Source organism: Brevibacillus sp. MCWH, from assembly GCF_013096935.1.
Lineage (GTDB): Bacteria > Bacillota > Bacilli > Brevibacillales > Brevibacillaceae > Brevibacillus > Brevibacillus aydinogluensis.
On sequence record NZ_SDLF01000010.1, the window covers coordinates 98,259 to 122,855 of the forward strand.

The window sequence follows — 24,597 nt, forward strand, 5'->3', positions numbered from 1 at the left end:
TTTTTAAATGGAATATAATCCGATTTGTATCAACGAAAATACAAACAAACAGCATATACGGAGAAATTCTTCTTATCAAGAGAGGCGGAGGGACAGGCCCAATGAAGCCCGGCAACCGGCTCATCGCACAGATGGGTGTCGCGGTGCCAATTCCTACAAGATCGGAGAATCTTGAGAGATGAGAAGGGTGGATGTGATCGGATATCGATGCAAACCCCTTTTTCATGCCGAAAAAGGGGTTTGTTCCGTATAGGGAGGTGAACCGGATGATTCGCTTGCAAAACTTGCGCAAAAACTACACGGTACAGGGCAAGACGGTCCCCGCACTGCTGGGGATTGACCTGACCATAGAAAAAGGAGAAATCTTCGGCATCATCGGACATTCCGGTGCCGGGAAAAGTACACTGATTCGCTGCATCAACATGCTGGAGCGTCCGACATCCGGTCACGTAATCGTAGACGGCGTCGACCTGACTACACTGGATGACCGCAAGCTGCAGGAGCAGCGGCGCCAAATCGGCATGATCTTTCAGCACTTCAATCTGCTCTCTTCGGCCACGGTGGCGGAGAACGTGGCCTTTCCGCTGAAGCTGGCCAAGCGGCCCAAGGCGGAGATTGACAAAAAGGTAAACGAACTGCTCACACTGGTCGGCCTGGAAGCACACCGCGACAAGTATCCGAGCCAGCTCTCCGGCGGGCAGAAGCAGCGTGTCGGGATCGCCCGCGCGTTGGCCAGCGATCCGAAAGTATTGCTGTGTGACGAGGCGACGTCCGCGCTCGACCCGCAGACGACCAATTCGATCCTCGCCCTGCTGCTCGACATCAATCGCAAGCTGGGCCTGACCATCGTCCTGATTACGCACGAGATGCACGTCATCCGCTCCATCTGCGACCGTGTCGGCGTTATCGACGGAGGTGTCATCGTCGAGGAAGGCAAGGTGCTGGACGTGTTCCTCAAACCGCAGCATCCGACGACGCGGGAGTTCGTGGAGCAGGTGGCCGATTCCGCCGAGCTGCGGGAAGTGGTGGCTCACGAAAAGGCGGCCGGCGACCAGACGATTGTGCGCATCACGTTCCTGGGCGAAAAGACGTACCAGCCGATCCTGTTCCAGACCATGCAGGAGACCGGCACGATGTTCAGCATCCTGCAGGGTACGATTTCGCGGATGAAAGATACACCTTACGGCCAGCTGGTCGTCGAATTGAGCGGCAATCCGGAGCAGAACAGCCGCGCGATCGAAACCCTGCGCCAGCGCGGTCTTGAAGTGGAGGTGATGTAACATGGGACTGACGTTTGAAAACGTCGATGTGGCGGAAATCGGCAAGGCCACATTGGATACACTGACGATGCTGGGCTTTTCGACGCTGTTTACCGTCCTGATCGGACTGCCGCTGGGCGTCCTGCTGTTTCTCACCTCCAAGGGACAGCTTTTGGAAAACCGCGTCTTTTACACGATTGCTTCCTTTGTCGTAAACGTGCTGCGTTCGGTGCCGTTTATCATCCTGATGATCATGTTGATTCCGCTGACGAAAATCCTGGTCGGCACCTCGCTGGGGGTCAAGGGAGCGATTCCGCCGTTGGTGATCGGGGCGGCTCCGTTTTTCGCCAGACTGGTGGAGACGTCGCTTCGGGAAGTGGACCGCGGTGTGATCGAAGCGGCCCAGTCGATGGGAGCGTCCAAGTGGCAGATTATTTGGAACGTGCTGCTGCCTGAATCCCGTCCGGGGTTGATTGCCGGCATTACGATTACCACCGTGGCGCTTGTTTCCTACACGGCGATGTCTGGCGTGATCGGCGGCGGCGGACTGGGCGACCTGGCCATCCGCTACGGTTACCAGCGGTTCCAGACCGATGTGATGATTGTTACTGTCGTGATTTTGCTGGTGTTGGTTCAGATCTTGCAAACGCTGGGAGACAAATTGGTAATCCGTTTCAGCCGCAAGTAAGATCTTTACCATAAAGACAACAATATGAAAGAGAAAGGGGTAATCATCTGTGAAAAAATGGGCTGTTTCCATTCTGTCGACTGTACTGGCACTGTCTCTGGCGGCATGCGGCACGAAAACCGAAACCGCTCCGAATGCGTCTGGCGGTTCGGACGGGGGCGAACAAAAAGAAATCACCCTGAAAGTGGGCGCTACGCCTGTACCTCATGCTGAAATTCTGAAATTCATCCAGCCGAAACTGAAAGAACAGGGCATTAACCTGGAAGTTAAGGAATTTACCGACTATGTACAGCCAAACGTGCAGTTGAACGAACAACAGTTGGACGCCAACTTCTACCAGCACATTCCGTACCTGGAGCAGTTCAATAAAGACCAAAACATGAACCTGGTGCCGGTGGTGGCAGTGCACATCGAGCCGTTTGGTGCTTACTCCAAGAAAATCAAAAAGATTGACGAACTGGCCGACGGTGCAACCATCGCTCTGCCGAACGACCCGACCAACAACGGCCGTGCGCTGGCCCTGCTGGAGAAAAACGGCCTGATCAAGCTGAAAGACGGTGTTGGCATCAAAGGCACCGTAAAAGATATCGTCGAAAACAAGAAAAACCTGCAGTTCAAAGAAGTAGAAGCAGCCATGCTGCCGCGCGTTCTGGAAGAAGTGGATCTGGCGATGATCAATACCAACTACGCGCTGGAAGCCAAACTGGTGCCGACCGAAGACGCACTGATCATTGAAGACAAGGACTCTCCGTACGCCAACTATCTGGTAGCACGTCTGGATAACAAGGACTCCGAGGCCATCCAAAAGCTGGCGAAAGAGCTGAACTCGCCGGATGTGAAAAAGTTCATCGAGGATACGTATAAAGGAGCGGTTGTGCCGGCATTCTAAGGCCGTCCCTCCTCTGACGCCCGAATCGGCTGATTCGGGCGTTTTTTATGTTTGCCGTCCACTTTTGCATGAATGTTTATCATTCCAACGAATTTTTTTATAAATAAATAAAATTTTATTAAATCAACGTAAAACTTGTTTAAAAACAACATATATAGAGGTATATTTGAGGAAAGATTTAGACAAGGGGGATAAGTGGCATGAAAAAGAATATTTTCATTGCAATGAGTTCACTCCTCGTGCTCGGTGCCGCTCTTGCAGGGTGTGGAGGCAATTCCGACAACCCAAGCCAGGGGTCCCAGGCAGAGGAAGCGAAGAAAACCGGCTCGCAGGTGCTGAGGTTGAACCTGCACTCCGAACCGCCTACGGCTGACCCGGGTCTTTCCGAAGATACAACCTCTTCGGCCATTATTCGGGCAACATTTGACGGGCTTACCCGGATCGGCGCGGACGGTCAGCCGCACGAGTCCGTGGCGGAAAAAATCGACGTATCCGCTGACGGCCTCACGTACACCTTCCATCTGCGCGACTCCAAGTGGAGCAACGGCGACCCGGTGACCGCGCACGACTTCGAGTTTGCCTGGAAGCGCGCGCTCGACCCGAAGACCGGAGCAGCCTACGCGTATCAGCTGTACTACATCAAGAACGGAGAGGCGTACAACAAGAACAAGGCGAAAGCGGAGGACGTCGGCGTCAAGGCGCTGGACGAAAAGACGCTGGAAGTAAAGCTGGAAAGGCCGACGCCTTTCTTCAAGGAACTGACGGCGTTCCCGACCTATTTCCCGGTCAACAAGAAGCTGGTTGAATCCAACCCGAACTGGGCGATGCAGGCGAGCACCCACGTGGGGAACGGTCCGTTCAAGATGGCGGAATGGGAGCACAAGAACAAGCTGGTGCTCGTGAAAAATGAAAATTACTGGGATAAAGACGTGGTAAAAATGGACAAAATCGAGTTCTCCATGGTAGATGACGAGAACACCGAACTGTCCATGTTTGAACGCGACGAGCTCGACTGGGCCGGCGCGCCGATAAGTGCACTGCCGACGGACGCCATCCCGATGTTGAAAGAATCCGGGAAGATGCACAACAAGACCATCGCAGGTGTCTACTGGTATAAGTTCAATACAGAGCAACCTCCGTTTAATAATGCAAAAATCCGTAAAGCATTTGCTTACGCGATTGACCGTCAATCCCTGATCGACAACGTATTGCAGGCCGGTCAACTTCCGGCGATGGGGGCTGTACCGCCGACCATGGCGCTGAACAAGGACGGCTACTTCAAGGACAACGACGTGGAGACTGCCAAGAAGCTGCTGGCAGAAGGCATGAAGGAGCTGGGCATCACCAAGCTGCCGACGGTCACCCTCTCCTACAACACGACAGAAGGGCACCAAAAAATCGCCCAGGCGATCCAGGATCAATGGAAAAAAGCGTTGGGCGTCGATGTAAGGTTGGAAAACAAGGAGTGGAAGGTGTACATCGAAGACCTGCACCAAGGCAAATTCCAAATCGGCCGCCAGGGCTGGCTGGGTGATTTCAACGACCCGATCAACTTCCTGGAGTTGTTTAAGGAAAAAATGGGCGGCAACAACGACACCCGTTGGGAACATCCCAAGTTCAAGGAGCTGCTGGATCAGGCCAGCATGGAAAATGATACGGAGAAGCGCAAGCAGATTCTGGCCGAGGCCGAGTCCATCTTCATGGACGAAATGCCCGTCATCCCGATCTACTACTACACCCACTCCTGGGTGCAAAAGGAGAACCTCAAAGGGGTTGTCATCAGCGATCTTGGCAACGTCGACTGGAAATGGGCTTCCTTTGAATAAGGGCAAAACCGAGAAGCACATGCGTGTGCTTCTCTTCTTTTTTTCATCCGACAGGGACAATCGACCAATCCCCCGAGCCTCTTTGGTCATAGAGTAACAAGGAATAAACCGTACCAAGGGGGAGAAGCCGTGGATCTTGGAAAGCTGCTGAACCTGGTCAGGTCCATACCGAAAGATAAGCTGAAGACAGACGCAGGGCTGAAGGAAGTGATGCGCGATCTGGGCAGAAAGTTCGGGAAGTCGTTTACCGAGCAGGAATTGGATCAGTACGTGGCACAGTTTCGGCGGATGGCTCGAACGGAGGACGTCAACAGCCTGATGAACAAGCTGGCCCAAAAGGGTGTAAAGCTGGGCGATTTAAACAACATCAAGAAGCGAATGAAATAGCGGGGGAGGTGAGACTATCGCTCAGAAGACGAAAGGCAAGAAAAAAACCACCGTCTCCCTCGCGCAATTGCTTGAGAAAATGAACCAGTTGGCCGATGCTCAATACACCAGCAAAGAACAGATCATCAGCGAAATGGACCAGGTGCGGAGTGAACTGCAGGAGATGAAGGAGACGCTCAACCGCTTGAAGGTACAGCCGGTCCCTCGCAGGCGGGGGTCGATTTTTGGCCGGCGGCGGAGGGCTCCGGTCCAAGTGGAGCCGGAGAAACCCAAGCTCTCCTTGGAAGACCTGCTGCCCTTGCTTCCTCATTTGAGCAGTGCGTTTCCCCAATTGAAAAATCCCAAGGTGGCGGAGTCGATCAAGGTGCTTTCCAACCCGGCCGTGATCGCCATGATTCAGCAGTTCCTGGCAAACTCAGGTTTGACAGGCAAATCCGTCACCCAGGCCAGCCGGAAGGAAAGACGTTTTCTGGGCTGGGGCAAACGTTGAGGCGTTCTCTTCCAAGGAAGCGCCTCTTTTTTGTCAACTAATAATTACTGGAAAATACGTGACATAATTCGACGTATTTTATCTTTTTTCGACTGAATTTGGTCCAAAACTCCTACAAACTTTGCCGCCTTTGTTGCGTCTAATACTATGGCGCATCCCGCTCGGTAGTTTATGCCAAAACAAGAAATACCAACGGAGGAGGTCAGGATGAAGAGACGATCGTTACTATTTTTTGTTCTGCTGGTCCTGCTGCTCATCCCCGGGTGGGCTGCGGCAGCTGGCAGCGCCAAGGAAGAACCGGTGAACCTGATGATCGATGGACAAGCTGTCAAGCCTGACGTGCCGCCGCTTATCCAAAACGGCCGCACGCTGGTGCCGATCCGTGTGATCGCCGAAGGCTTGGGCGCCGATGTGAAGTGGGATGAGGCCGCGCGGACAGCCACCATCAAGCGCGGCGTACATAATCTGGTGCTCACGCTTGATTCCACGGCAGCCAAGGTCAACGGGAAACAGGTGAAGCTGGACACTCCGCCGGTCGTGCGCCAGCAGCGGATGCTTTTGCCGATCCGGTTTGTCGCTGAATCGCTCGGTGTCACGGTGGGATGGAACGCGTCCACCCGCACGGTAATCGCCAACGAGACGCCAGCCGTGCTGATCAACGGCAAAAGTCCGTCCAAGTCGCTGGACTTCTACCGGATGGGCGACTCGCTGTACGTCTCCGCACAGGCGGTGGCCGAACAAGTGGGATGGAAGGATTTCGCCTGGAAGCACCCGGCCGAGGCCATCACCATCGACGATCAGCAGGTCGTGCCCCTGGATCGGTTGGAAGAGGAATTGGGCGGCCGCATGACGTGGGACAAACGGGACAACCGCGTCGAGATTAAACGGCTCAGCCGCTTTACCGGTGTTGCTGCAGAAGGGGACAGCGTCTGGATCGACACCACGCTGCCAGTAACCCCTGAAACGTTCGTCCTGGAGGGACCGCACCGCATCGTGCTGGATCTGCCGCAGACCGAGCTGGACGACGACCTGGTGGCCAAACTGGGCAGCCAGAAGGCCGACGAGGTCGAAGAGACAGATGGGCAGAATCAGCCGGATCAAACGGAAGAGGCGAATCAGATGTCGCCGTCGGACAAGCCTGAAGACGACACGTTGATTGCCAATATCCGCTACAGCCAGTACAGTTCTTCGCCAAAGACGGTTCGGGTCGTCATTGAGCTGAACCAGAAGAGTCAGTATAATTTGGAGTATACTAACGACGGGATTGCCGTCAAACTGGCGCCTGCTGCGACTGCTCCCGGCAAGACAGGCTTTTTGATTGTCGTCGACGCGGGGCACGGGGGCCACGACAATGGGGCCAGCGGCACAGCCGGAAATGTGGAAAAAGACTTTACCCTGGCCGTGTCAAAAAAACTGGCGGCAGAGTTGAAGCAGTACCCCGAGTTTCAGGTGGAGATGACGCGCACCACAGACGTCTATCTGACCCTGGCAGAGCGCGTGGAGTTCGCCAACAGCCGCAATGCGGATTTGTTCATCTCGATTCACGCCAACTCGTTCACGAAGCCGACCGCAGGGGGAACCGAGACGTTCTACTACAACGCCAACAGCGAGGCCCTTGCCCGGATTGTGCACCGCCACCTGCAGGGGGCGACGAAATTTGCCGACCGTGGCGTGAAGCAAACGGCGTTTTACGTCATTAAAAACACGAAAATGCCGGCCGTGCTGACGGAGACGGGCTTCCTCTCCAATCCGACGGAAAACGCCCAACTCACGTCGCCGGCGTTTCAGGACAAAGTAGCCAAAGCGCTTGCCGCCGCCATTCGCGAGTACTATCTCACGTACCGGTAAGCGGCAAGTCAGGCGACATGACCAGAAGGGGGGTTCCCGATGAAACGACGCAGTTTGATCGGACTCGCTGCTGCTCTCGTGCTGCTTATGGCAGGATGCGGACAGGGGGCGAAGCCCGAGCCGCAGCCATCCGGCCAGCAGACGGGCGCACCTGCGCAGCAACAGCAGGCTGAACAGCCGGGGCAACCTCAGGCTGAACAGCCGGAGCAGCCGCAGCTCACCAAGCAGACAATCGCCGTATACTACACGGACGACAACCTGACGGACCTGAAAAAGGAAGAGCAGGAGATCGCGTATGCCGATGACCTCGACAAGTACAAAAAAGCGATCGCCCTGTTGGAAAAACCGAAGCAGGCGGGACACAGCCCGCTGTGGAAGGATTTCCGTTATCACTCTGTCACGTTTGACAAGGGCACACTGACCATTGACGCTGACAGCAAGAATGTGTACAACCTCGGTTCCAGCGGCGAAGCCTTGGCCATTGATGCGTTGAAGCAGACGCTCTTCCAGTTCGACGAAGTGAAGCAAATCGTGATTCTGGAAGACGGCAAGCCGACCGAGTCCCTGATGGGGCACGTTGACATCACGGAACCGTTGACAAGAGACAGCCAATAATGAAAAACGACATGTCCAATATCGGACATGTCGTTTTTTTGTTATGGAAGGGGCATGGGCGAATCGGCAAACTTTATGAAAGCTTTACAATGGCACCACAATTCAGCAACATTCGAGCGATATAGTTTGTTCATGGAAAGAGAAACAATCCAAACCGATGATTAAGGAGGATTTTCATCAGATGAAAAAGCTCGGCAAATTGCTTATGGTGCTGACCGTGGCAGGGGCGCTTCTGGCGGGATGCGGAAGCAACAACGCGGCTCCGGCACAACCGGAACAACAAGGCAAAACGCAAAACAACGGATCTTCCGTATCCGGCGAGCCGGTAACCGCAGTAGGTTCCACCGCGCTGCAGCCGCTCGTCGAACAAGCTGCCAAAGACTTCACGGCCAAGAATCCGGGCGTGCAAATTCAGGTGCAGGGCGGCGGCAGCGGCACCGGTTTGAGCCAGGTTGCCAGCGGGGCAGCCACCATCGGCAACTCCGACATCTTCGCCGAGGAGAAACAAGGCATTCCGGCCAACGAACTGGTTGACCATAAAGTGGCGGTAGTCGGGATGGCAGCGGTGGTAAGCCCGAAAGTCACGGTTGACAATCTGACCAAGCAGCAGTTGATTGACATTTTCACCGGCAAAATCACCAACTGGAAGGAAGTAGGCGGCCCAGATCTGAAAGTAACGCTGGTCAACCGTCCGAAGAGCTCCGGCACTCGCGCCACCTTCCACAAATTCGCGCTGGACGGCCATGACGAAGCAGAAGGCATCACCGAGGACTCCTCCGGCACTGTCCGCAAAATCGTAGCCGAAACTCCGGGTGCCATCGGCTACCTGGCGCTTTCCTACATCGACGATTCGCTAAAAGCGCTGAAACTGGACGGCGTGGAAGCCTCTGCGGAAAACATCGCCGCGAACAAGTATCCGGTATGGGCGTATGAACACATGTACACCAAAGGGGAACCGACCGGCACGGCAAAAGCGTTTCTCGACTTCATTCTGAGCGATGAGGTACAGAAGAAAACCGTCACGGACCTGGGCTTCCTGCCCATCACCGACATGAAGGTGGAGCGCGACGCCCAAGGCAATGTAACCCAAAAATAATGGACAGACAATCGGCAGCAGAATGAGGGGTGGGGGGGCACTTGCCCCTCATTTTGCGTGTGTCGCTGATTTATATGTTCGTTGATTCATATGGAGGGAGAGTATGAGCCATCGTTCGGAAGGGTCAATCATCGTAAACAACCGCATCAGCGCAGACCGCACGTCGGAAGTCGGGGAACGGACGTCCGCGATCGATCGCAAGCTGCTTACGTACAACAAGCGTCAGTTTACAGAGAACGTTACTGGCCGTTTTATCGCCATGGCGTGCGCCGGTGTGCTGGTGGTTGTCGTGCTGTCCATCACGTATTTTATCGCCTCCAAAGGGTTGTCGACGTTCCTGGTCAACGGGGTGAGCCTGGGCGAGTTTTTGATCGGGGTAAAATGGGACCCGGAAGGTGAACCGGCTGTATACGGCGTGCTGCCGTTTATTCTCGGCTCGTCTCTCGTCACCCTGCTGGCTGCTCTCATTGCGGCCCCGTTGGGCATTGGCGCAGCCATTTTCATGACGGAAATGTTCCCGGGGTTCGGAAAAAAAGTGCTCAAGCCGGTCATCGAACTGCTGGTGGGCATTCCGTCGGTCGTGTACGGCTACGTTGGTCTTACCTTGCTGGTGCCGTTTATCCGCGAGCAGTTTGACGTTTTGGGGTTCAGCCTGTTGGCTGGGGGGCTCGTGTTGGCCCTGATGATTCTGCCGACGATTACCAGTGTGGCGATGGACGCCATTGAGGCTGTGCCGCAGGATTTGCGCAACGCCTCGCTCGCGCTGGGAGCGACCCGTTGGCAGACGATTTGGAATGTGGTGCTTCATTCTGCGCTGCCGGGGTGCCTGACCGCTGTCGTGTTGGGGATGGCCCGTGCGTTCGGGGAGGCGCTGGCTGTGCAGATGGTGATTGGCAACACCACCAGGCTGCCGGGCGGCCTGCTCGATCCGATCAGCACCCTGACCAGCGCGATTACGCTGAATATGGGTAACACGATCCAGGGGACGCCCTACAACAACGCCCTGTGGTCCATGGCGCTCCTGCTTCTGCTGATGTCGTTTGTCTTCATCATGGTCTTGCGCATTCTCGGCAGAAGGAAGATGGTGACCAAATGAGAGCAAAAGTTATTGATCGCGCGGCCACGGTTGTTCTTACACTGATTGCGCTGTTGATCATCGGCACACTGATGGGGCTGCTTGGCTTCATCCTCTCGCAGGGATGGCACAAGCTAACGTTCGACTTTCTCACCTCTCCGCCCGACATTGTCAATGCAGGCGGGGGAGTAGGGCCGCAGTTGTTCAACTCCATCTACCTGCTGGTGCTGACCATGCTGATTGCCCTGCCGCTGGGAATCGGGGCCGGCATCTACATGGCTGAATACGCTCCCGATAATCGGTTTACCCAGTTTATCCGGTTGAGCATCGAAGTGTTGTCTTCCCTTCCATCCATCATCGTCGGCCTGTTTGGGCTGCTGGTGTTCGTCAACATGACTGGATGGGGATATTCCCTGCTGTCCGGCGCCTTGGCCCTGACCGTGTTTAACCTCCCCCTGCTGGTGCGGATTACCGAGGATGCCCTGCGAAACGTCCCCCGCAGCCAAAAGGAGGCCAGTCTGGCGCTGGGGATTACCAAGTGGCGGACGATTGTTTCCGTCATTCTGCCGGCGGCGCTGCCGGGCATAATTACCGGCGCGATTCTGGCTTCCGGCAGGGTTTTCGGGGAAGCGGCGGCGCTGCTGTTTACCGCCGGAATGTCGTCTCCCACCTTGAATTTCACCGATTTTTCCCTGTTCAGCCCGACGTCTCCGCTCAATCCGTTCCGCCCGGCTGAAACACTTGCCGTGCACATTTGGAAAGTAAACAGCGAAGGGCTGACCCCCGATGCCCGGGACGTCGCCGACGGGGCGGCTGCCATTCTCGTCCTGGCTGTGCTCGTGTTCAATCTCGGTGCCCGTTGGTTTGGCAGCTGGCTGTACAAGAAAATGACTTCGGGAACGAATTAGGGGAGGGATAAACGCCATGCAAACAGGTACAGCGGTTGATACGATCATTCAAATGCGCAACGTCTCTGTGTACTACGGCGAAAAACGCGCCGTTTCCAATATCAACATGGACATTGAACGCAATGCGGTCACGGCGTTTATCGGACCATCAGGCTGCGGAAAATCAACGCTCCTGCGCAGCCTGAACAGGATGAACGACCTCGTTGACAGCTGCCGCGTCACCGGTTCGATCGTGGTGGACGGGATTGAGGTGAACAGCGAGAAGATCACCATCGAAGGACTGCGCCAGGTGGTCGGCATGGTGTTTCAGCGGGCCAATCCGTTTTTCAAATCGATTTACGAAAATATTGCGTTCGCTCCCCGTTTTCACGGCGTGCATGACAAGCGGGATCTGGACGAGCTGGTGGAGAAAAGCCTGCGCAAGGCAGCGCTCTGGGATGAAGTGAAAGACCGGCTGCACGAGTCTGCGCTCTCCCTTTCCGGAGGCCAGCAGCAGCGGCTGTGCATCGCCCGGGCGATCGCCATGCAGCCGACGATTCTGCTGCTGGACGAACCGGCTTCCGCGCTGGACCCGATTTCCACGATGAAAATTGAAGAACTGGTGCTGGATTTGAAGGAAGAGTACACTATTGTGATCGTGACGCACAATTTGCACCAGGCTGCCCGCATCTCCGACAAGACGGCGTTTTTCCTGATGGGAGAACTGGTGGAAATGAACGACACGTCGAAAATCTTCACCGCGCCGCAAAACAAGAAAACGGAAGATTATATCAGCGGCCGTTTCGGCTGAATCTCCCTCTGTCGAATGGCCCGCATGTTGAATGCGACTAGCTCTTCGCCGCGCAGGTTGACTGCATGGTGGAGGGCCTCGTGGTCCACCGCGACGCGATCGAGAAGACGAGAAACGAAGGAGCGATTACCGCATGAGCGTCATTTCGGTTCGTGAGTTGAATCTCTACTACGGCAAACAGCAAGCTCTTCATCATATCCATCTCGATGTGGAACCCCACTCGATCACGGCCCTGATCGGCCCGTCGGGATGCGGAAAATCCACGTTTTTGCGGACGCTGAACCGCATGAACGACTACGTTCCGCACACGCGCATCACGGGAACGGTCAAGGTGTTTGGCGAAGACATCTATGGCCCCAACGTGGACGTGGAGCGTCTGCGCAAAAACATCGGGATGGTGTTTCAGCAGCCCAACCCGTTTCCGAAAAGCATTTACGACAACATCGCCTACGGTCCGCGTCTGCACGGCATAACGGACCGCGTCACGCTGGACGAGATCGTGGAAAACAGCCTGAGGGCAGCCGCGCTCTGGGACGAGGTAAAAGACGTGCTGAAAAAGCCGGCGTACGGTCTCTCTGGCGGTCAGCAGCAGCGGCTGTGCATCGCCCGCGCGCTGGCGGTCCAACCGCAGATTTTGCTGATGGACGAACCGACGTCGGCGCTCGATCCGATCTCCACGGCGAAGATCGAGGAGCTCCTGCTCACGCTGAAGGGTACCTACACGATCGTCATCGTCACCCACAACATGCAGCAGGCGGCCCGCATCTCCGACAAGACGGCGTTTTTCCTCAACGGAGAACTGGTGGAATACGACGCCACTCCGGTCATCTTCCAACATCCGAACGACAAGCGGACAGAAGATTACATCACGGGGCGTTTCGGATAACTCCACAGTATCGTAATATAAGAAGAGCGGCCTTTTTGAGGTTCGCTCTTTTTCATGTATGTGTCCCGCCGCGCGTACACAACAGACACAGCGGGGGATGAGCGAGAGGAGAAACAACAGTGGTCTGGCTTGCATTCATCATTTTTGCAGTTACCTTGACTCTAGTCATCTGGCAGCCGCGCGGACTGTCGATCGGGTATCCGGCTGTCGGCGGCGCGCTGCTGGCACTGGCCTGCGGGGTGGTCACGCTGGCAGACGTCGGAGAAGTGACGGGCATCGTGTGGAACGCCACCATCAGCCTGGTCGGCATCATCGTCATATCCTTGATCCTGGATGAAATCGGCTTTTTTGAGTGGGCGGCGCTGCACATGGTCCGATTGGCCAAAGGCAGCGGCCGGAAGATGTTTGTCTATGTGATTCTGTTGGGCACGGTCGTTTCCGCCTTGTTTACCAACGACGGGACGGCCCTGATCCTGACGCCGATCGTTCTTGCGCAGGTGCGCGCCCTGCAGCTGGACGGGCGGGTGGTGCTCGCTTTTGTGATGGCCAGCGGTTTTATCGCTGACACCAGCTCCTTGCCGTTTGTGGTCAGCAACCTGGTCAACATCGTATCGGCCGACTATTTCGGCATCGGCTTTGCCGCATACGCGGGCAGGATGCTGCTGCCCACGCTGGTATCGGTGGGGGCCAGCCTGCTGGTGCTGTTTTGGTATTTTCGCCGCAGCATCCCCCGAAGCTGCGACCTGACCCACCTGAAAGAGCCGCGTGAGGCCATTCGGGATCAGGAGCTGTTTCGCCTGTCATGGCCGATTCTGGCCGTTCTCTTGGCCGGTTTTTTCGCTAGTGAATGGCTGCACCTTCCCGTGTCGCTGCTGATTGCCGGGGCGGCTGCAGCGTTTTACCTGGCAGCGAGAAAGAGCGCGGCGATTCAACCGCGCCGGATTGTGAAAGAGGCGCCGTGGGTGGTCGTGATTTTTTCCATCGGGATGTACGTGGTCGTCTGGGGGCTGCACAACGCCCGCTTGACCGACTGGGTGAGAGACTGGCTGGATGTGCTGTCCGTCCACGGGCTGTTTGACGCGACCGTTGGGACGGGCTTTACTGCAGCAGTGCTGTCCTCGGTGATGAACAATTTGCCGACGGTGATGTTTGACGCGTTGGCAGTCCAGGGCACGGCGACTGCGGGGGTGGTTCGCGAAGCGCTCGTCTACGCCAACGTCATCGGTTGTGATCTGGGGCCCAAAATTACGCCAATCGGTTCGCTGGCGACACTGCTTTGGCTGCACGTACTGGGGCGCAAGGGTGTGACGATTACCTGGGGCCAGTATTTCCGCACCGGGATCGTCCTTACCGTGCCCACATTGTTTTTCACGTTGACTGGCCTGTATCTCACGCTGCTTATTTCGGGATAAACGGGTCGCTCATGGTCAGCCTGTGGACAGGCTGGCCTTTTTTTGTTGTGCTGGGTTCGGGTCTTTGGGGCAGTGAGCCGCGATTGGGAGAATAGCCGCTGGAAATCGAGGAAAAAATAGGGACAGTACTGGTGATGAACATGTGATTCCTAGGAGGAGATGACCAATGTGGCAAGGCTGGCCCCTTGAGCGGGTGCTGCTCTTGTTTGTGGGACTTGCGTTTGCGATGCTGTCTGTTCAGGTGACACTGTTCCACGCCCGGCAAAACTTTCGCCGCTGGGAGATGTGGGTGCCGGTGATCGAAGGGCCTTTGTTTGCCGTGACCGCCATCGTCCTGGCTTTTTACAATGCGGGGTGGCTGCGCGTGCTGTTTGCCCTGTTTATGTGGATTGGCTTGGTTGGCAGTCTGTACGGAGCCTATCTGCATACTGCGGGAGTGGGACAGCGCGTAGGCGGGTATTCCCAGAGCCAAAACTTTTTGGTTGGCCCGCCCATTATGCTGCCGCTGCTGATGACAGCGATCTCGGCCCTGGGGCTGCTGGCCCTGTACTGGGGGTGAGGCGGCATGGCGAAAACGAGCCGTTACCCATCGTATGACGTGTGGGAGGAACACGAGGCCTGGGACCCTCACACCCGGAACATCGTGGCCAAGCGGCGCACTCCGCAAGTGGCCTGTCGTTTTTTTACCAAAACGGAAGCGATACTGCTGCAGTCCATCGTCAGCGTGCTGGTGGATGACCACCGGCTGGAGGTGCTGACGTACGTGGTCCAGCATCTGGACGAAACGGCCGCCAGTCCGATCGGTGAATCGCAGCGGAAAGTGGGGGTGCCGCCCAAACAGCAGTTGTACCTTCTGGGCTTGGCCGGAGTCAACGAGGCCAGCCGCGAGATGTACGGCGAGGAATTTCCCGGCTTGAAGCGGGAAGAGCAGCAGGCTGTGCTGGAAGCGGTGGCTGCCGGGCAGGTTCCCGCTACGACCGCCTGGGCGCAGCTGAACCCCGTCGACTTTTTCACCAAGCTGCTCCGCGACACGGTGGAGGCGTATTACTCTCACCCCCTGGTCTGGTCGGACATCGGCTACGGAGGACCGGCGTATCCGCGCGGCTATGTGCGCGTGGAAAAAGGACTGGTGGATCCCTGGGAGGCGAAAGCGGATGGAGAATAAGGACCGGGTTACGCATCACATCGACCATTATGAAGGGCATCGTTCCAAGCGGCTGGATCAGCGCCGGTACGCGGACGGGGCGGATGTCTGTATCGTCGGGGCGGGGGCGGCAGGCGGCGTGCTGGCATACGAACTGGCCAAGGCCGGGCTGCGCGTCGTCGTGATCGAAGCCGGCCCCTTCTGGAATCCGCAGACCGATTTTGCCAGTGACGAATTGGCGATGAAAAACCTCGGCTGGCAGGAGACCCGCCTGGTCGACGGGAACAATCCGCTGCGGCTGGGGCACAACAACTCGGGAAGGGGCGTAGGGGGCGGCACGGTTCATTTTACCGGGGTTTTCCTGCGGTTTCACGAGAGCGACTTCATGACCAAGACAGTGGATGGTGTAGGCGAAGACTGGCCGATCCGCTATCAGGACCTGGCTCCCTACTACGACAAGATCGAGCGGGAAATTGCCGTGTCCGGTCCCGATTACTTCCCCTGGGGGCCGTTCAACGGGCCGTATCCGTTTCCGGTGCGGGAGCCGATCAGCGCCAACTCCCAGTTGTTTCGCGAAGCGTGCGCAAAATTGGGCTTCGACAGCGTCGTCGCGCCGCTGGCCATTTTGTCCGCGCCGTTTGACGGCCGGCCTCCCTGCATCAACCGTGGATTTTGCAACCAGGGCTGCATGCCCAACGCCAAGTACAGCGGCTTGATTCACCACATCCCGAAAGCGATCCAGGCGGGAGCGGAAGTGCTGTCCGACTGCATGGTGACGCAGATTCTCACCGATGGGACGCGCGTTACCGGCGTTCTCTTTCAACACGGCAACGACACCTACAAGCAGACAGCCCGGGTGGTGATTCTCGCCGGCTATGTCGTGGAGACGCCGCGCCTGCTGCTCAATTCTGCCACGCCCCATTTTCCCGACGGACTGGCCAATTCCAGCGGGTGGGTGGGCAAGGCGATCATGACCCACTCCAGTCAGGACGTGTACGGACTGCTTCCGGAAGAAGTGCGCCTGTACAAAGGGACGCCTGTGCTTGCGTTGACCCAGCATTTTTACGAGACGGACCGGAACCGGGGATTTGCCCGGGGGTACACGCTCAGCGCCCATGGAGCCAGACCGGTGGCGATGGCCGGTGGGGTTGCGGCGGAACGGATGGACGGCACCTTATTGTGGGGAAAAGCCTTGCGGGAGACGATGCTGGATTACAACTACTACGCCCGGATCACGCTCGTCGGAGAGGTGCTTCCCAATCCCGACAACGCCGTCACGTTGAGCGACGAGAAGGACGAGTACGGTCTGCCGATTCCTAAAGTGACCTTTTCCTACGGTGAAAACGACAAAAAGCTGATCGCGCACGCCATCGAGCAGATGAAACGGCTGATTGAAGCGATGGGCGGCACACCGCAGCACGTCGTCGACGACACGGCCCACCTGATGGGCGGCTGCCGGATGGGCAAGGACCCGTCGACGTCGGTAGTCAATGAATTCGGGCAAACCCACGACATTCCCAACTTGTTCATCGCGGGTGCTTCCACGTTTGTCACCTCAGGCGGCGCCAATCCGACCAACACGGTGATGGCGCTGGCCGCCCGGACAGCGGACCGCCTGGTGGAAGCAATGAAGACAAGAGACGTCTGATTGGTGTTCACGGAACTGTCGACATCATATCTTCCCTGCCTTATGTGTGTATTGTATACTGATAAACAGATATGCAAGGCAAAGGTGGGGTATTATGGATGTGGATTTGACTCAGGTGCTGTATTTGTCTGAGATCTACAAGCTTCTCGGCGACAAAACACGCTTGACGATCATGGCTCTCCTGCAGGTACAGTCTTTCTGTGTACGCGATCTCGTGGAGATTTTGCAAACATCCCAACCATCTGTTTCCCAGCACTTGGCCAAATTGAAAACACACGGGTTGGTGAAGGAGAAGCGCATGGGTCCCTGGGTGTTTTACTCCCTGAACACGGAGTGCCCACCTGCCGTAAAGCAGATTCTTTCGCACTTGCCGGACCTGTCGCCTCTCATCAAGGAGAAAAAACAAGCGAGTGTGCAATCGCTCGCATAATAAACGACTGTGCGCCAAAGTATTTGGCGAAGCCGCTTCTGCATTGGAAGCGGCTTTATAATGTTTACGCATAAAATTTCTTTAATCAGGAAAAAAGCGTTGAATCAAGAGAGATTCACGCTTCAGCGTGTAGACAAAGTCTGCGGCGCATGGGAGATCGGGCCCGCTCGCTCGCTTGACGCCCAGCACAGAAGCGAATGATGTCCGCTCCAAAACGAGACGCGGGCAGGGGACAAACATCTGGGTATTTCGATGAAGTGAGACTTGTGTCCCCTGTTGATTCCCGCGTCTTCGTTTTTCCGCTAAGTCGGTCGTCAAAGGAGCTCGCTTGGCCCATCACTCCATGCCCGTACTTTATCTCCACCTTCGGTTGATCAATGTGCAGGCCTTTCGGCCTGACAACGATGGAAAGATTGTTTCCTTGCGGAACCTCAATGAAAAAGTACAGTTTGTCTTCAGTCTGAAGCGTTGAATCAAGAGAGATTCAACGCTTTTTTTAACTGCTCCTTGTCAAAGCCGTGAACGACGATTTGCTCGCCGTCTTCGTTTACGATCAAGGTAACAGGCGTCATGCTCGCTCCCAGTTGGATCGCTTCCTGGAAATAGGCGTCATTTTTGCGGATATCGCGGTCCTCAAACGGGATGTTTTGCTGCGTCAGCCATAATTTTTCCTCCTGGCAGGGGCCGCAGGTAGGCTGTGTGTAGACAATGACCGTACGAGCCATGTGGGTTTGCTCCTTTCGTACTCAAATGAAAGGGAATACTTCGCGGCGGGACAGGGGAACTCCTGCCGCCATCGGCACTTAGAATGCCCAAAAACCACAGCGAACCGACACCGCCCCTTGAGCCGTCCCCGTGTGGTTTCGCTGCATGATGAGGAAAAATCAGGTGGAATAGATACATAGCTAGCGGTGCACATTATATTCAGTGACATGGAGGAGGTGAATGGACGATGCCGAAACAAAACAAACAAGCAGGTGCCAACCAAGCGCAACAACAAGCTGCGCAAAACACCGCTACCGAATTTGCAAGCGAAACCAACGTATCGGAAGTACGCCGTCAAAACCAGCAATCCGCTGCGAAATCTGCTCAGCAAGCGCAGCAACCTACCGAATAACAGGAACAATCACCCCCGCTTTTTTGCGGGGGTTTGTTTTTTGATTTGATGCAGCACTTGCCAATAATAGAATGGGGTGATATCGTCACTGCATAATCAAAGAATGGGGAGCGGGATTGTGTATGATCGTGGGAATTGGCACGGACATTGTGGAAATCGGACGCGTACAGGCGCTGATCGAACGGCGTACGAAAGCGCTTGACCGCCTGTTTACGGACGCGGAAAAAGCACTGCTGGACGGGAAGGAGAAGGCGCGGCGGGCGGAATATCTGGCCGGCCGGTTTGCTGCCAAGGAAGCGGCGGCAAAGGCGCTCGGCACCGGGATTGGCAGCCAGGTAGGCTTTCACGATCTGGAAATCTTCTCTTCAGACACAGGCAAGCCGGACCTGCGCATCAGCAGGGAGGCGCTGGAGCGGGTCGGACTCACACCGGAGCGGGTACGGGTTCACCTCAGCATTTCCCACAGCCGGGATTATGCCGTGGCGCAGGTTGTAGTGGAAGAACTGTAAAACTTGTCTGCATATCGGGACGAGGATGGACATAGATTTATATCGCGTAGATCAGGAGGGACTACCTGCTCTAACAGATAGGGTAAGTCTTCAGCCGATCAAGGCGATGTCGCGTCCCCGATACCCGAACGGATTATTGACACGATGTGCGCGGAAGAGGCGAAAGACTGACAGATTTCCCAGGAAATAGACAGGGGTGCCCTTCTTTGTCGAAATTAGCAGACAAGGAGGAGTTCTTTGAATGAAACGGGCAGCTTTTCCACTGGTTTTCTTGTTGGTCTTTTCCCTGCTGCTCGGCGGCTGCTTCGGTCAGAAAACACCGGACGATGTGGTGGATGACCTGAGCAGCACGCTGGACAAGATGGCCGGCTACAAATCTCAGGCCGTACTGACGATGCAGACTGGCTCCACGGCGATGGAGTACGACGTGTCGGTGTGGTACGAAAAACCGACCAACTACCGTGTCGCGCTCACGTCCAAACAGCGAGGCATTACGCAGATCATCCTGCGCAACAATGAAGGGGTGTTTGTCCTGACGCCGCATCTCAACAAGAGCTTCCGCTTCCAGAGCGGCTGGCCGGAAAACAACGGTCCGCTCTATCTGTACGAGACGCTGGCCCGCAGCATCATTGACGACACGGAACGCAAGATGGAAATGGACGACAAGCAGTACGTATTTGAAGTCAAGGCCAATTACTCCGGCAATCGCTCCCTGACCAGGCAGAAGATCTGGCTGACGGAGGAGCTGAAGCCGACGCGTGCGGAAATCATGGATTCCAATATGAATACACTGGTTACGATCAACTTTACCGACTTTGTGTTCAACCCGCAATTTGACAAGGATGCGTTTGACAAAGACCGCAACATGAGCACCAGTTCGCTGCCGGTGGTGCCGACGCTGTCGCAGGCAAACGACACAAGCAAACCGCCATCCAGCCAGTTCGGCGTCATTGTGCCCACCTACATCCCCGAAGGCGTGAAGCAGGGCGACATCGAGCCGGTTACCCGGGACGGTGAACGGACGGTCGTATTGGAGTACAAGGGTTTGTACAACTACAAGTTGATTGAAGCGCGCCCCACGGCGACATCGGTGTCCTCGGAGCAGGGGGTTCCGGTCGATCTGGGCTTCACCATCGGGGTGCTGATCCAAAATGCTGACAATCAGCGCTACCTGAGCTGGGAACTGGACGGCGTGGAGTTTACGCTGACCGGCGACCTGCCGGAAGAGGAAATGGTCAAGGTGGCCCAATCCACGTACGGCGTGAGCGGTAAATAATCAATCGGGACGGCATTCGCCGTCCTTTTTTGTCGTGTATGGGGCTGTCTCTTTCGCATCGACTGCAGTGCCGGGAACTTCAGCGGGTTGCCGGGAATAGCAGCGGGGTGGACGAAAAGTACATACTGCCCGCGACAAGCGAATTGACATACAGCGTCAGAAAGCGATAAAGTCGAAGTAACTACGCGATGAGGTGAAGCATCATCCATGAAAAAAACGTCCGATGAGATTTTGTACCAGGAAGAGTCCGGCTACAAAGACCTGCTGCTGCGAAAAAACATGAAAATGCGCATTATGGAGACGCTATTCTTTGTGGTCGGGATGCTCTTGTTGTCTCAATTTTTCAACACACAATCACCGGCTTTCAAAGTGCTTGCCTTTGCCATCGCGATCGCGGTCGTCTGCCTTGCGCCATTTGTGTACAAGTATACGCTGCGGCCGTCGTACAAGCTGACCAAGACGCATCTGATCGTTTCCATGGGCGGTCGGGAGACGAGATATCCGCTGTCGGAAGTGGAGCCGATTTTTGAAGGCCGCCATTTGTACAAGTTGGGCGGCAAGCGGCATTCGTTGATGGTGTCTCGGCAGTTCCTCAACCACCTCAACGAACGGCTGTTTGTCTATCAAAAGCTGCAAAAGAGGAGATAACGAACGACATGAAACCGTACTGCCGCGATACCTGGGTTGAAGTGGATCTGGATGCGATTCGGGCCAATGTGCAGGCGTTCCGCCGCCACATACCGGCTTCCACCGGCATCATGGCCGTGGTCAAGGCGGACGGCTACGGACACGGCGCCTTTCACGTCGGCAGGGAAGCGCTGGACAGCGGGGCGAACTCGCTCGCCGTAGCAATGCTGGACGAAGCGATCGTGCTGAGGAAGGCGGGGATCACCGCGCCCATCCTGGTGCTCGGCTATACGCCGACGGATTCAGTGGTGACCGCCAGCCGTTGGGAGGTGGAGCTGACCGCCTACCATGCCGATTGGATGACGGAGGCGAATCGCTTGCTGCAGGAGGCGTCGGCCAAGCCTGTCGGTATTCACATCAAGGTGGATACGGGCATGGGCAGGCTTGGCGTGCGCTCCAAAGACGAGCTGTTTGCCGTGGTGGAAGCGCTCGAAAACAGTCCCCTGCTCCGCTGGGCGGGCATTTTTACGCATTTTGCTACTGCCGACGAACCGGATGTCACGCTTGTCTGCGAGCAGCACGAGCGGTTCCAGTCGTATTTGCGTGCCTTGCGGGAGACGGGCAGGCGTTTGCCGCGCGTTCACTGCGCCAATACCGCTGCCTCCATCGCCTTTCCCGAATGGGGGTATGATACGATCCGTTTAGGCATAGGTTTATACGGACTATACCCATCCGCCTACATGAAGCAGCAGGCTCGCGTGCAGCTGGTCCCTGCGCTTTCCCTGAAGACCCGGATTGCCCATCTCAAGCACATGACCGAACCGCCCTATACGATCAGCTATGGGGCGACGTACACTGCGCAGCCGGGCGAGCAGATTGCCTCGCTGCCGATCGGGTATGCCGACGGGTTTTCGCGGCTGCTGTCCAATCGCGGATCGGTTTTGGTAAATGGCTGTCGGGCGCCGGTGGTCGGCAGGGTCTGCATGGACCAGATCATGGTCAGGATCGATCACGGAACGGCACGGGTAGGTGATGAGGTGGTGCTGTACGGCAGACAGGGGGACGAGGAAATCTCGCTGGATGAAGTGGCCGATTGTTTGGGGACGATTAATTACGAGGTCGCGTGCATGCTTGATCACCGCATCCCGCGCGTCTATCTGCGGGACGGCAAAGTGGTGGACGTGTACCATTTACTGACGGGTCAGCGTGCCCTGTCACAAAGTGTAAATAACTAGCACTCGACATCAGGCAGGAATTTGCGGATGGAACGCGAATACAACTAGAGCGCAAAACAGGCTTTTTTTTGCCTAACAGCGATCGGACAGGTATATTTTTGAAAATGGTTCGACATAATGGTATTGTTCCTACTGGATCGCGGTGGAACGAGTCTGCGGGATGTTACGGTCATGGTTGGAGGTGGATTTGTCTTGTCTAAGTCTAACACGAAACGCATCATGATCAGCTTGCCACATCACCTGCTTCAGGAAGTGGATGGCGTTATTCAGAAAGAAAAATCCAATCGCAGCGAGTTTATTCGCCAGGCGATGCACCTTTACTTGAAAGAGCGCAAAAAGCGTGTCATTCGCGAAACCATGCAAAAAGGTTACATGGAAATGGCGAAAATCAATCTGAAAATGGCATCGGAGGCATTTGGCGCAGAGGAAGAGGCTGACCATACTCTTATCCGCTTAGTTAGCGGGGTGTGACTTGTGATTGTCAAACGTGGCGATGTGTTTTTCGCTGACCTGTCACCGGTCGTTGGCTCTGAACAGGGAGGCGTACGGCCTGTTTTAGTGATTCAAAACGATATTGGCAATCGCTTTAGTCCAACGGTCATCGTCGCCGCCATTACGGCGCAGATTCAGAAGGCTAAACTGCCGACGCATGTAGAGATTGACGCAAAAACGTACGGATTTGACCGTGACTCCGTAATTCTGCTGGAACAGATTCGAACCATTGACAAACAACGGCTGACCGATAAGATAACGCATCTGGACGACGAGATGATGGATCGCGTCAATGAATCCCTGCAGATCAGCCTGGGACTCATTGACTTTTAATCGTTTGCCTGATGCTCAGACAGCAAAAACCACTTGTGCAGCAAGTGGTTTTTTTGCTGTCGGGGCAGGGATTCAAAACAGCGGCAGCGAAATGATTTCGTAGACAAAAATTGACACGTTTTGCTAAATCGGATCGGTGACAAGTGCAGATGGAAGGAGTTTCCGGTTGTGACAGAGCCTTTTTCAGAACAAGTCAACATCGCTACAGAGGCGGACATTGTCACGGCCAGGCAGATCGGCCGCAACATGGCGAGACAATTGGGCTTTGGCACCATCATGCAGTCCCGCATCGCCACCACCATTTCCGAATTGGCCCGCAACATCTACCTGTACGCGGGCAGCGGCACGATTTTCATCGAACAGGTGGAGCGGGACAGCCGTATCGGGTTGCGGATCACGGCTGCCGACACCGGTCCGGGCATCGCCGATATGCGCAAGGCGATGGAGGACGGGTATTCCACCTCAGGCGGTTTGGGAGCCGGACTGCCGGGTGTGAAGCGGATGATGGACGAGTTTTTTCTGGAGAGCGTTCCCGGAAAAGGAACGCGTGTCATCGTCGTCAAGTGGCGGAACGAAGCGGGGGGAGGTGACCCCGATTGACGTATGACGACCTGGAAGAACAGTATGCACGGTTGTTGAGAGATTACCGGGAGGGCAAAGGAGAAGCCCCTTTGTACGGCGCCCAGCAGTTGGGCAAGCAGCTCTTGGCCCGCAACGTCTCCCCGGAAGAGCTCGCCGACCTGCACGGACGGGCGCTGGAGCGTTTGGGGCCGGTTCCCGAGTTCGTCCGGGAGTCGTTTCAGATTTTGACGGAAATCATGATCGAGTATGGGAACGCGTACCGCTCGATTCACAGTTGGCGGAGCCGGCACCAGCAGTTGGAGTCGGAAATCGCCGTAGCTTCCGCGATGCAGCAGGCACTGCTGCCGCAGCGGCTGCCCTCCTGCCCCGGTGTGGATGTAGGGTTGGTCAGTGTGCCGGCCAAACAGATGAGCGGCGACTACTACGATTTTGTCTGCCACGACAGTCACAGGTTCAGCCTCGCGATCGCCGACATAACGGGGAAGGGTATCCCCGCCGCCATGTGCATGTCGATGCTCAAATACGCGATCGACGGCCTGGGCGAGATGGAGCTGGGGCCGGCAGGCATCCTGCGTCATTTGAACAATGTCGTGGAGCGGAACCTCGATCCGAGCATGTTTGTCACGATGGTGTACGGCCGTTACGACGCGGATGTTCACCGCTTTTGCTACGCGACGGCGGGACATGAACCGGGCTTTTTGTACCGGCGGGCCGAGGACCGCTTTTACGATCTCGAAGGCAGGGGCGCGGCTCTGGGGATTGCGCCGGGAAGCACGTACGAGGAGCGGGAAGTCGAGCTCGAACCGGGAGATTGCCTCATCCTGTTGACGGACGGCGTGACGGAACGCAAGGTAGGACGGGCGTACTTCCAACGGGAGGAGCTGGTTTCCTATCTGCAGGGGGAAGTGGGAGTGCCGGCCCAGGAGATGGCCAACCGTCTCTACCACAGGCTGCTGCTCCTCTCCCAGTTTGAACTGCCGGATGATTACACCATGATCGTACTTCGACGGACGTGAGCACAGCATACGGGAGGGA

28 protein-coding genes and 1 riboswitch are annotated in these 24,597 nt (G+C 56.1%); of the genes, 27 read left to right on the forward strand and 1 reads right to left on the reverse strand.

The window, feature by feature from the left end; all coding sequences use genetic code 11:
- The first annotated feature begins 69 nt into the window (after positions 1 to 69).
- Positions 70 to 185, forward strand: a riboswitch (SAM riboswitch).
- An 81-nt stretch (positions 186 to 266) separates the two neighbouring features.
- From ETC00_RS11275 to ETC00_RS11360, 18 genes are all read left to right on the forward strand, one after another.
- Entirely contained in the window at positions 267 to 1,280 is a 1,014-nt protein-coding gene (locus ETC00_RS11275; RefSeq protein ID WP_171566147.1) for a methionine ABC transporter ATP-binding protein, read from the forward strand.
- 1 nt (position 1,281) lies between these two features.
- Positions 1,282 to 1,947 carry a methionine ABC transporter permease gene (locus ETC00_RS11280; RefSeq protein ID WP_171566148.1) on the forward strand — a complete coding sequence of 222 codons (666 nt, stop codon included), beginning with the start codon at positions 1,282 to 1,284 and terminating at the stop codon, positions 1,945 to 1,947.
- A 49-nt stretch (positions 1,948 to 1,996) separates the two neighbouring features.
- Entirely contained in the window at positions 1,997 to 2,836 is an 840-nt protein-coding gene (locus ETC00_RS11285) for a MetQ/NlpA family ABC transporter substrate-binding protein (protein ID WP_171566149.1), read from the forward strand.
- A 200-nt stretch (positions 2,837 to 3,036) separates the two neighbouring features.
- The gene (locus tag ETC00_RS11290; RefSeq protein ID WP_171566150.1) at positions 3,037 to 4,662 is read left to right on the forward strand and encodes a peptide ABC transporter substrate-binding protein; all 1,626 of its coding nucleotides are present in this window, start codon (positions 3,037 to 3,039) and stop codon (positions 4,660 to 4,662) included.
- Between the two features lie 129 nt (positions 4,663 to 4,791).
- Complete coding sequence (locus tag ETC00_RS11295; RefSeq protein WP_171566151.1) at positions 4,792 to 5,049, forward strand: hypothetical protein; 258 nt, start codon at positions 4,792 to 4,794, stop codon at positions 5,047 to 5,049.
- Between the two features lie 79 nt (positions 5,050 to 5,128).
- Positions 5,129 to 5,539: a hypothetical protein gene (locus tag ETC00_RS11300; protein ID WP_171566152.1), complete on the forward strand. Its 411-nt coding sequence runs from the start codon at positions 5,129 to 5,131 to the stop codon at positions 5,537 to 5,539.
- A 207-nt stretch (positions 5,540 to 5,746) separates the two neighbouring features.
- Positions 5,747 to 7,387 carry an N-acetylmuramoyl-L-alanine amidase family protein gene (locus ETC00_RS11305; protein ID WP_171566153.1) on the forward strand — a complete coding sequence of 547 codons (1,641 nt, stop codon included), beginning with the start codon at positions 5,747 to 5,749 and terminating at the stop codon, positions 7,385 to 7,387.
- 39 nt (positions 7,388 to 7,426) lie between these two features.
- Positions 7,427 to 8,002, forward strand: a complete 576-nt coding sequence (locus ETC00_RS11310; protein WP_171566155.1) for a GerMN domain-containing protein — start codon at positions 7,427 to 7,429, stop codon at positions 8,000 to 8,002.
- 181 nt (positions 8,003 to 8,183) lie between these two features.
- Positions 8,184 to 9,098, forward strand: a complete 915-nt coding sequence (locus tag ETC00_RS11315; RefSeq protein WP_171566156.1) for a phosphate ABC transporter substrate-binding protein PstS family protein — start codon at positions 8,184 to 8,186, stop codon at positions 9,096 to 9,098.
- Between the two features lie 103 nt (positions 9,099 to 9,201).
- On the forward strand, positions 9,202 to 10,194 hold the full coding sequence (gene pstC / locus ETC00_RS11320) for a phosphate ABC transporter permease subunit PstC (protein ID WP_249179188.1): 993 nt from the start codon (positions 9,202 to 9,204) through the stop codon (positions 10,192 to 10,194).
- The gene (gene pstA, locus ETC00_RS11325) at positions 10,191 to 11,081 is read left to right on the forward strand and encodes a phosphate ABC transporter permease PstA (RefSeq protein ID WP_171566158.1); all 891 of its coding nucleotides are present in this window, start codon (positions 10,191 to 10,193) and stop codon (positions 11,079 to 11,081) included. The genes pstC and pstA overlap by 4 nt, the downstream gene beginning before the upstream one ends.
- 16 nt (positions 11,082 to 11,097) lie before the next feature.
- Positions 11,098 to 11,871: a phosphate ABC transporter ATP-binding protein PstB gene (gene pstB, locus ETC00_RS11330; protein ID WP_171566159.1), complete on the forward strand. Its 774-nt coding sequence runs from the start codon at positions 11,098 to 11,100 to the stop codon at positions 11,869 to 11,871.
- Between the two features lie 133 nt (positions 11,872 to 12,004).
- Complete coding sequence (gene pstB / locus ETC00_RS11335) at positions 12,005 to 12,757, forward strand: phosphate ABC transporter ATP-binding protein PstB (RefSeq protein ID WP_171566160.1); 753 nt, start codon at positions 12,005 to 12,007, stop codon at positions 12,755 to 12,757.
- A gap of 119 nt (positions 12,758 to 12,876) precedes the next feature.
- A complete protein-coding gene (locus tag ETC00_RS11340) occupies positions 12,877 to 14,169 on the forward strand; it encodes an arsenic transporter (protein WP_171566162.1) in 1,293 nt (430 codons plus the stop codon).
- 166 nt (positions 14,170 to 14,335) lie between these two features.
- Positions 14,336 to 14,728, forward strand: a complete 393-nt coding sequence (locus ETC00_RS11345) for a hypothetical protein (protein WP_171566163.1) — start codon at positions 14,336 to 14,338, stop codon at positions 14,726 to 14,728.
- Positions 14,729 to 14,734: 6 nt separating this feature from the next.
- Positions 14,735 to 15,334: a gluconate 2-dehydrogenase subunit 3 family protein gene (locus ETC00_RS11350; protein ID WP_171566164.1), complete on the forward strand. Its 600-nt coding sequence runs from the start codon at positions 14,735 to 14,737 to the stop codon at positions 15,332 to 15,334.
- A complete protein-coding gene (locus ETC00_RS11355) occupies positions 15,324 to 16,961 on the forward strand; it encodes a GMC family oxidoreductase (RefSeq protein WP_171566166.1) in 1,638 nt (545 codons plus the stop codon). The genes ETC00_RS11350 and ETC00_RS11355 overlap by 11 nt, the downstream gene beginning before the upstream one ends.
- Before the next feature lie 94 nt (positions 16,962 to 17,055).
- The gene (locus ETC00_RS11360) at positions 17,056 to 17,391 is read left to right on the forward strand and encodes an ArsR/SmtB family transcription factor (RefSeq protein WP_171566167.1); all 336 of its coding nucleotides are present in this window, start codon (positions 17,056 to 17,058) and stop codon (positions 17,389 to 17,391) included.
- Positions 17,392 to 17,864: 473 nt separating this feature from the next.
- Here the strand turns inward: ETC00_RS11360 and ETC00_RS11365 are convergent, their stop codons facing one another.
- Positions 17,865 to 18,116 carry a glutaredoxin family protein gene (locus ETC00_RS11365; protein WP_171566169.1) on the reverse strand — a complete coding sequence of 84 codons (252 nt, stop codon included), beginning with the start codon at positions 18,114 to 18,116 and terminating at the stop codon, positions 17,865 to 17,867.
- Positions 18,117 to 18,343: 227 nt separating this feature from the next.
- Here ETC00_RS11365 and ETC00_RS11370 point away from each other — a divergent pair, with 227 nt between their 5' ends.
- From ETC00_RS11370 to ETC00_RS11410, 9 genes are all read left to right on the forward strand, one after another.
- Complete coding sequence (locus ETC00_RS11370) at positions 18,344 to 18,508, forward strand: gamma-type small acid-soluble spore protein (RefSeq protein WP_171566170.1); 165 nt, start codon at positions 18,344 to 18,346, stop codon at positions 18,506 to 18,508.
- Positions 18,509 to 18,630: 122 nt separating this feature from the next.
- Complete coding sequence (gene acpS, locus ETC00_RS11375) at positions 18,631 to 19,017, forward strand: holo-ACP synthase (RefSeq protein ID WP_171566171.1); 387 nt, start codon at positions 18,631 to 18,633, stop codon at positions 19,015 to 19,017.
- 241 nt (positions 19,018 to 19,258) lie between these two features.
- On the forward strand, positions 19,259 to 20,293 hold the full coding sequence (locus ETC00_RS11380; protein ID WP_171566173.1) for a DUF4367 domain-containing protein: 1,035 nt from the start codon (positions 19,259 to 19,261) through the stop codon (positions 20,291 to 20,293).
- A 207-nt stretch (positions 20,294 to 20,500) separates the two neighbouring features.
- Positions 20,501 to 20,941 (forward strand): hypothetical protein, encoded by a 441-nt coding sequence (locus ETC00_RS11385; RefSeq protein ID WP_171566174.1) that lies wholly within the window; start codon positions 20,501 to 20,503, stop codon positions 20,939 to 20,941.
- An 8-nt stretch (positions 20,942 to 20,949) separates the two neighbouring features.
- The gene (gene alr, locus ETC00_RS11390) at positions 20,950 to 22,155 is read left to right on the forward strand and encodes an alanine racemase (protein ID WP_171566176.1); all 1,206 of its coding nucleotides are present in this window, start codon (positions 20,950 to 20,952) and stop codon (positions 22,153 to 22,155) included.
- Positions 22,156 to 22,326: 171 nt separating this feature from the next.
- Entirely contained in the window at positions 22,327 to 22,626 is a 300-nt protein-coding gene (locus tag ETC00_RS11395) for a CopG family ribbon-helix-helix protein (RefSeq protein ID WP_171566177.1), read from the forward strand.
- A gap of 3 nt (positions 22,627 to 22,629) precedes the next feature.
- Positions 22,630 to 22,980, forward strand: coding sequence for a type II toxin-antitoxin system PemK/MazF family toxin (locus ETC00_RS11400; protein WP_005830205.1), 351 nt, complete (start codon positions 22,630 to 22,632; stop codon positions 22,978 to 22,980).
- Positions 22,981 to 23,148: 168 nt separating this feature from the next.
- Positions 23,149 to 23,580: an anti-sigma regulatory factor gene (locus tag ETC00_RS11405; protein WP_230077681.1), complete on the forward strand. Its 432-nt coding sequence runs from the start codon at positions 23,149 to 23,151 to the stop codon at positions 23,578 to 23,580.
- A complete protein-coding gene (locus ETC00_RS11410; protein ID WP_171566178.1) occupies positions 23,577 to 24,578 on the forward strand; it encodes a PP2C family protein-serine/threonine phosphatase in 1,002 nt (333 codons plus the stop codon). The genes ETC00_RS11405 and ETC00_RS11410 overlap by 4 nt, the downstream gene beginning before the upstream one ends.
- Positions 24,579 to 24,597: the final 19 nt, after the last annotated feature.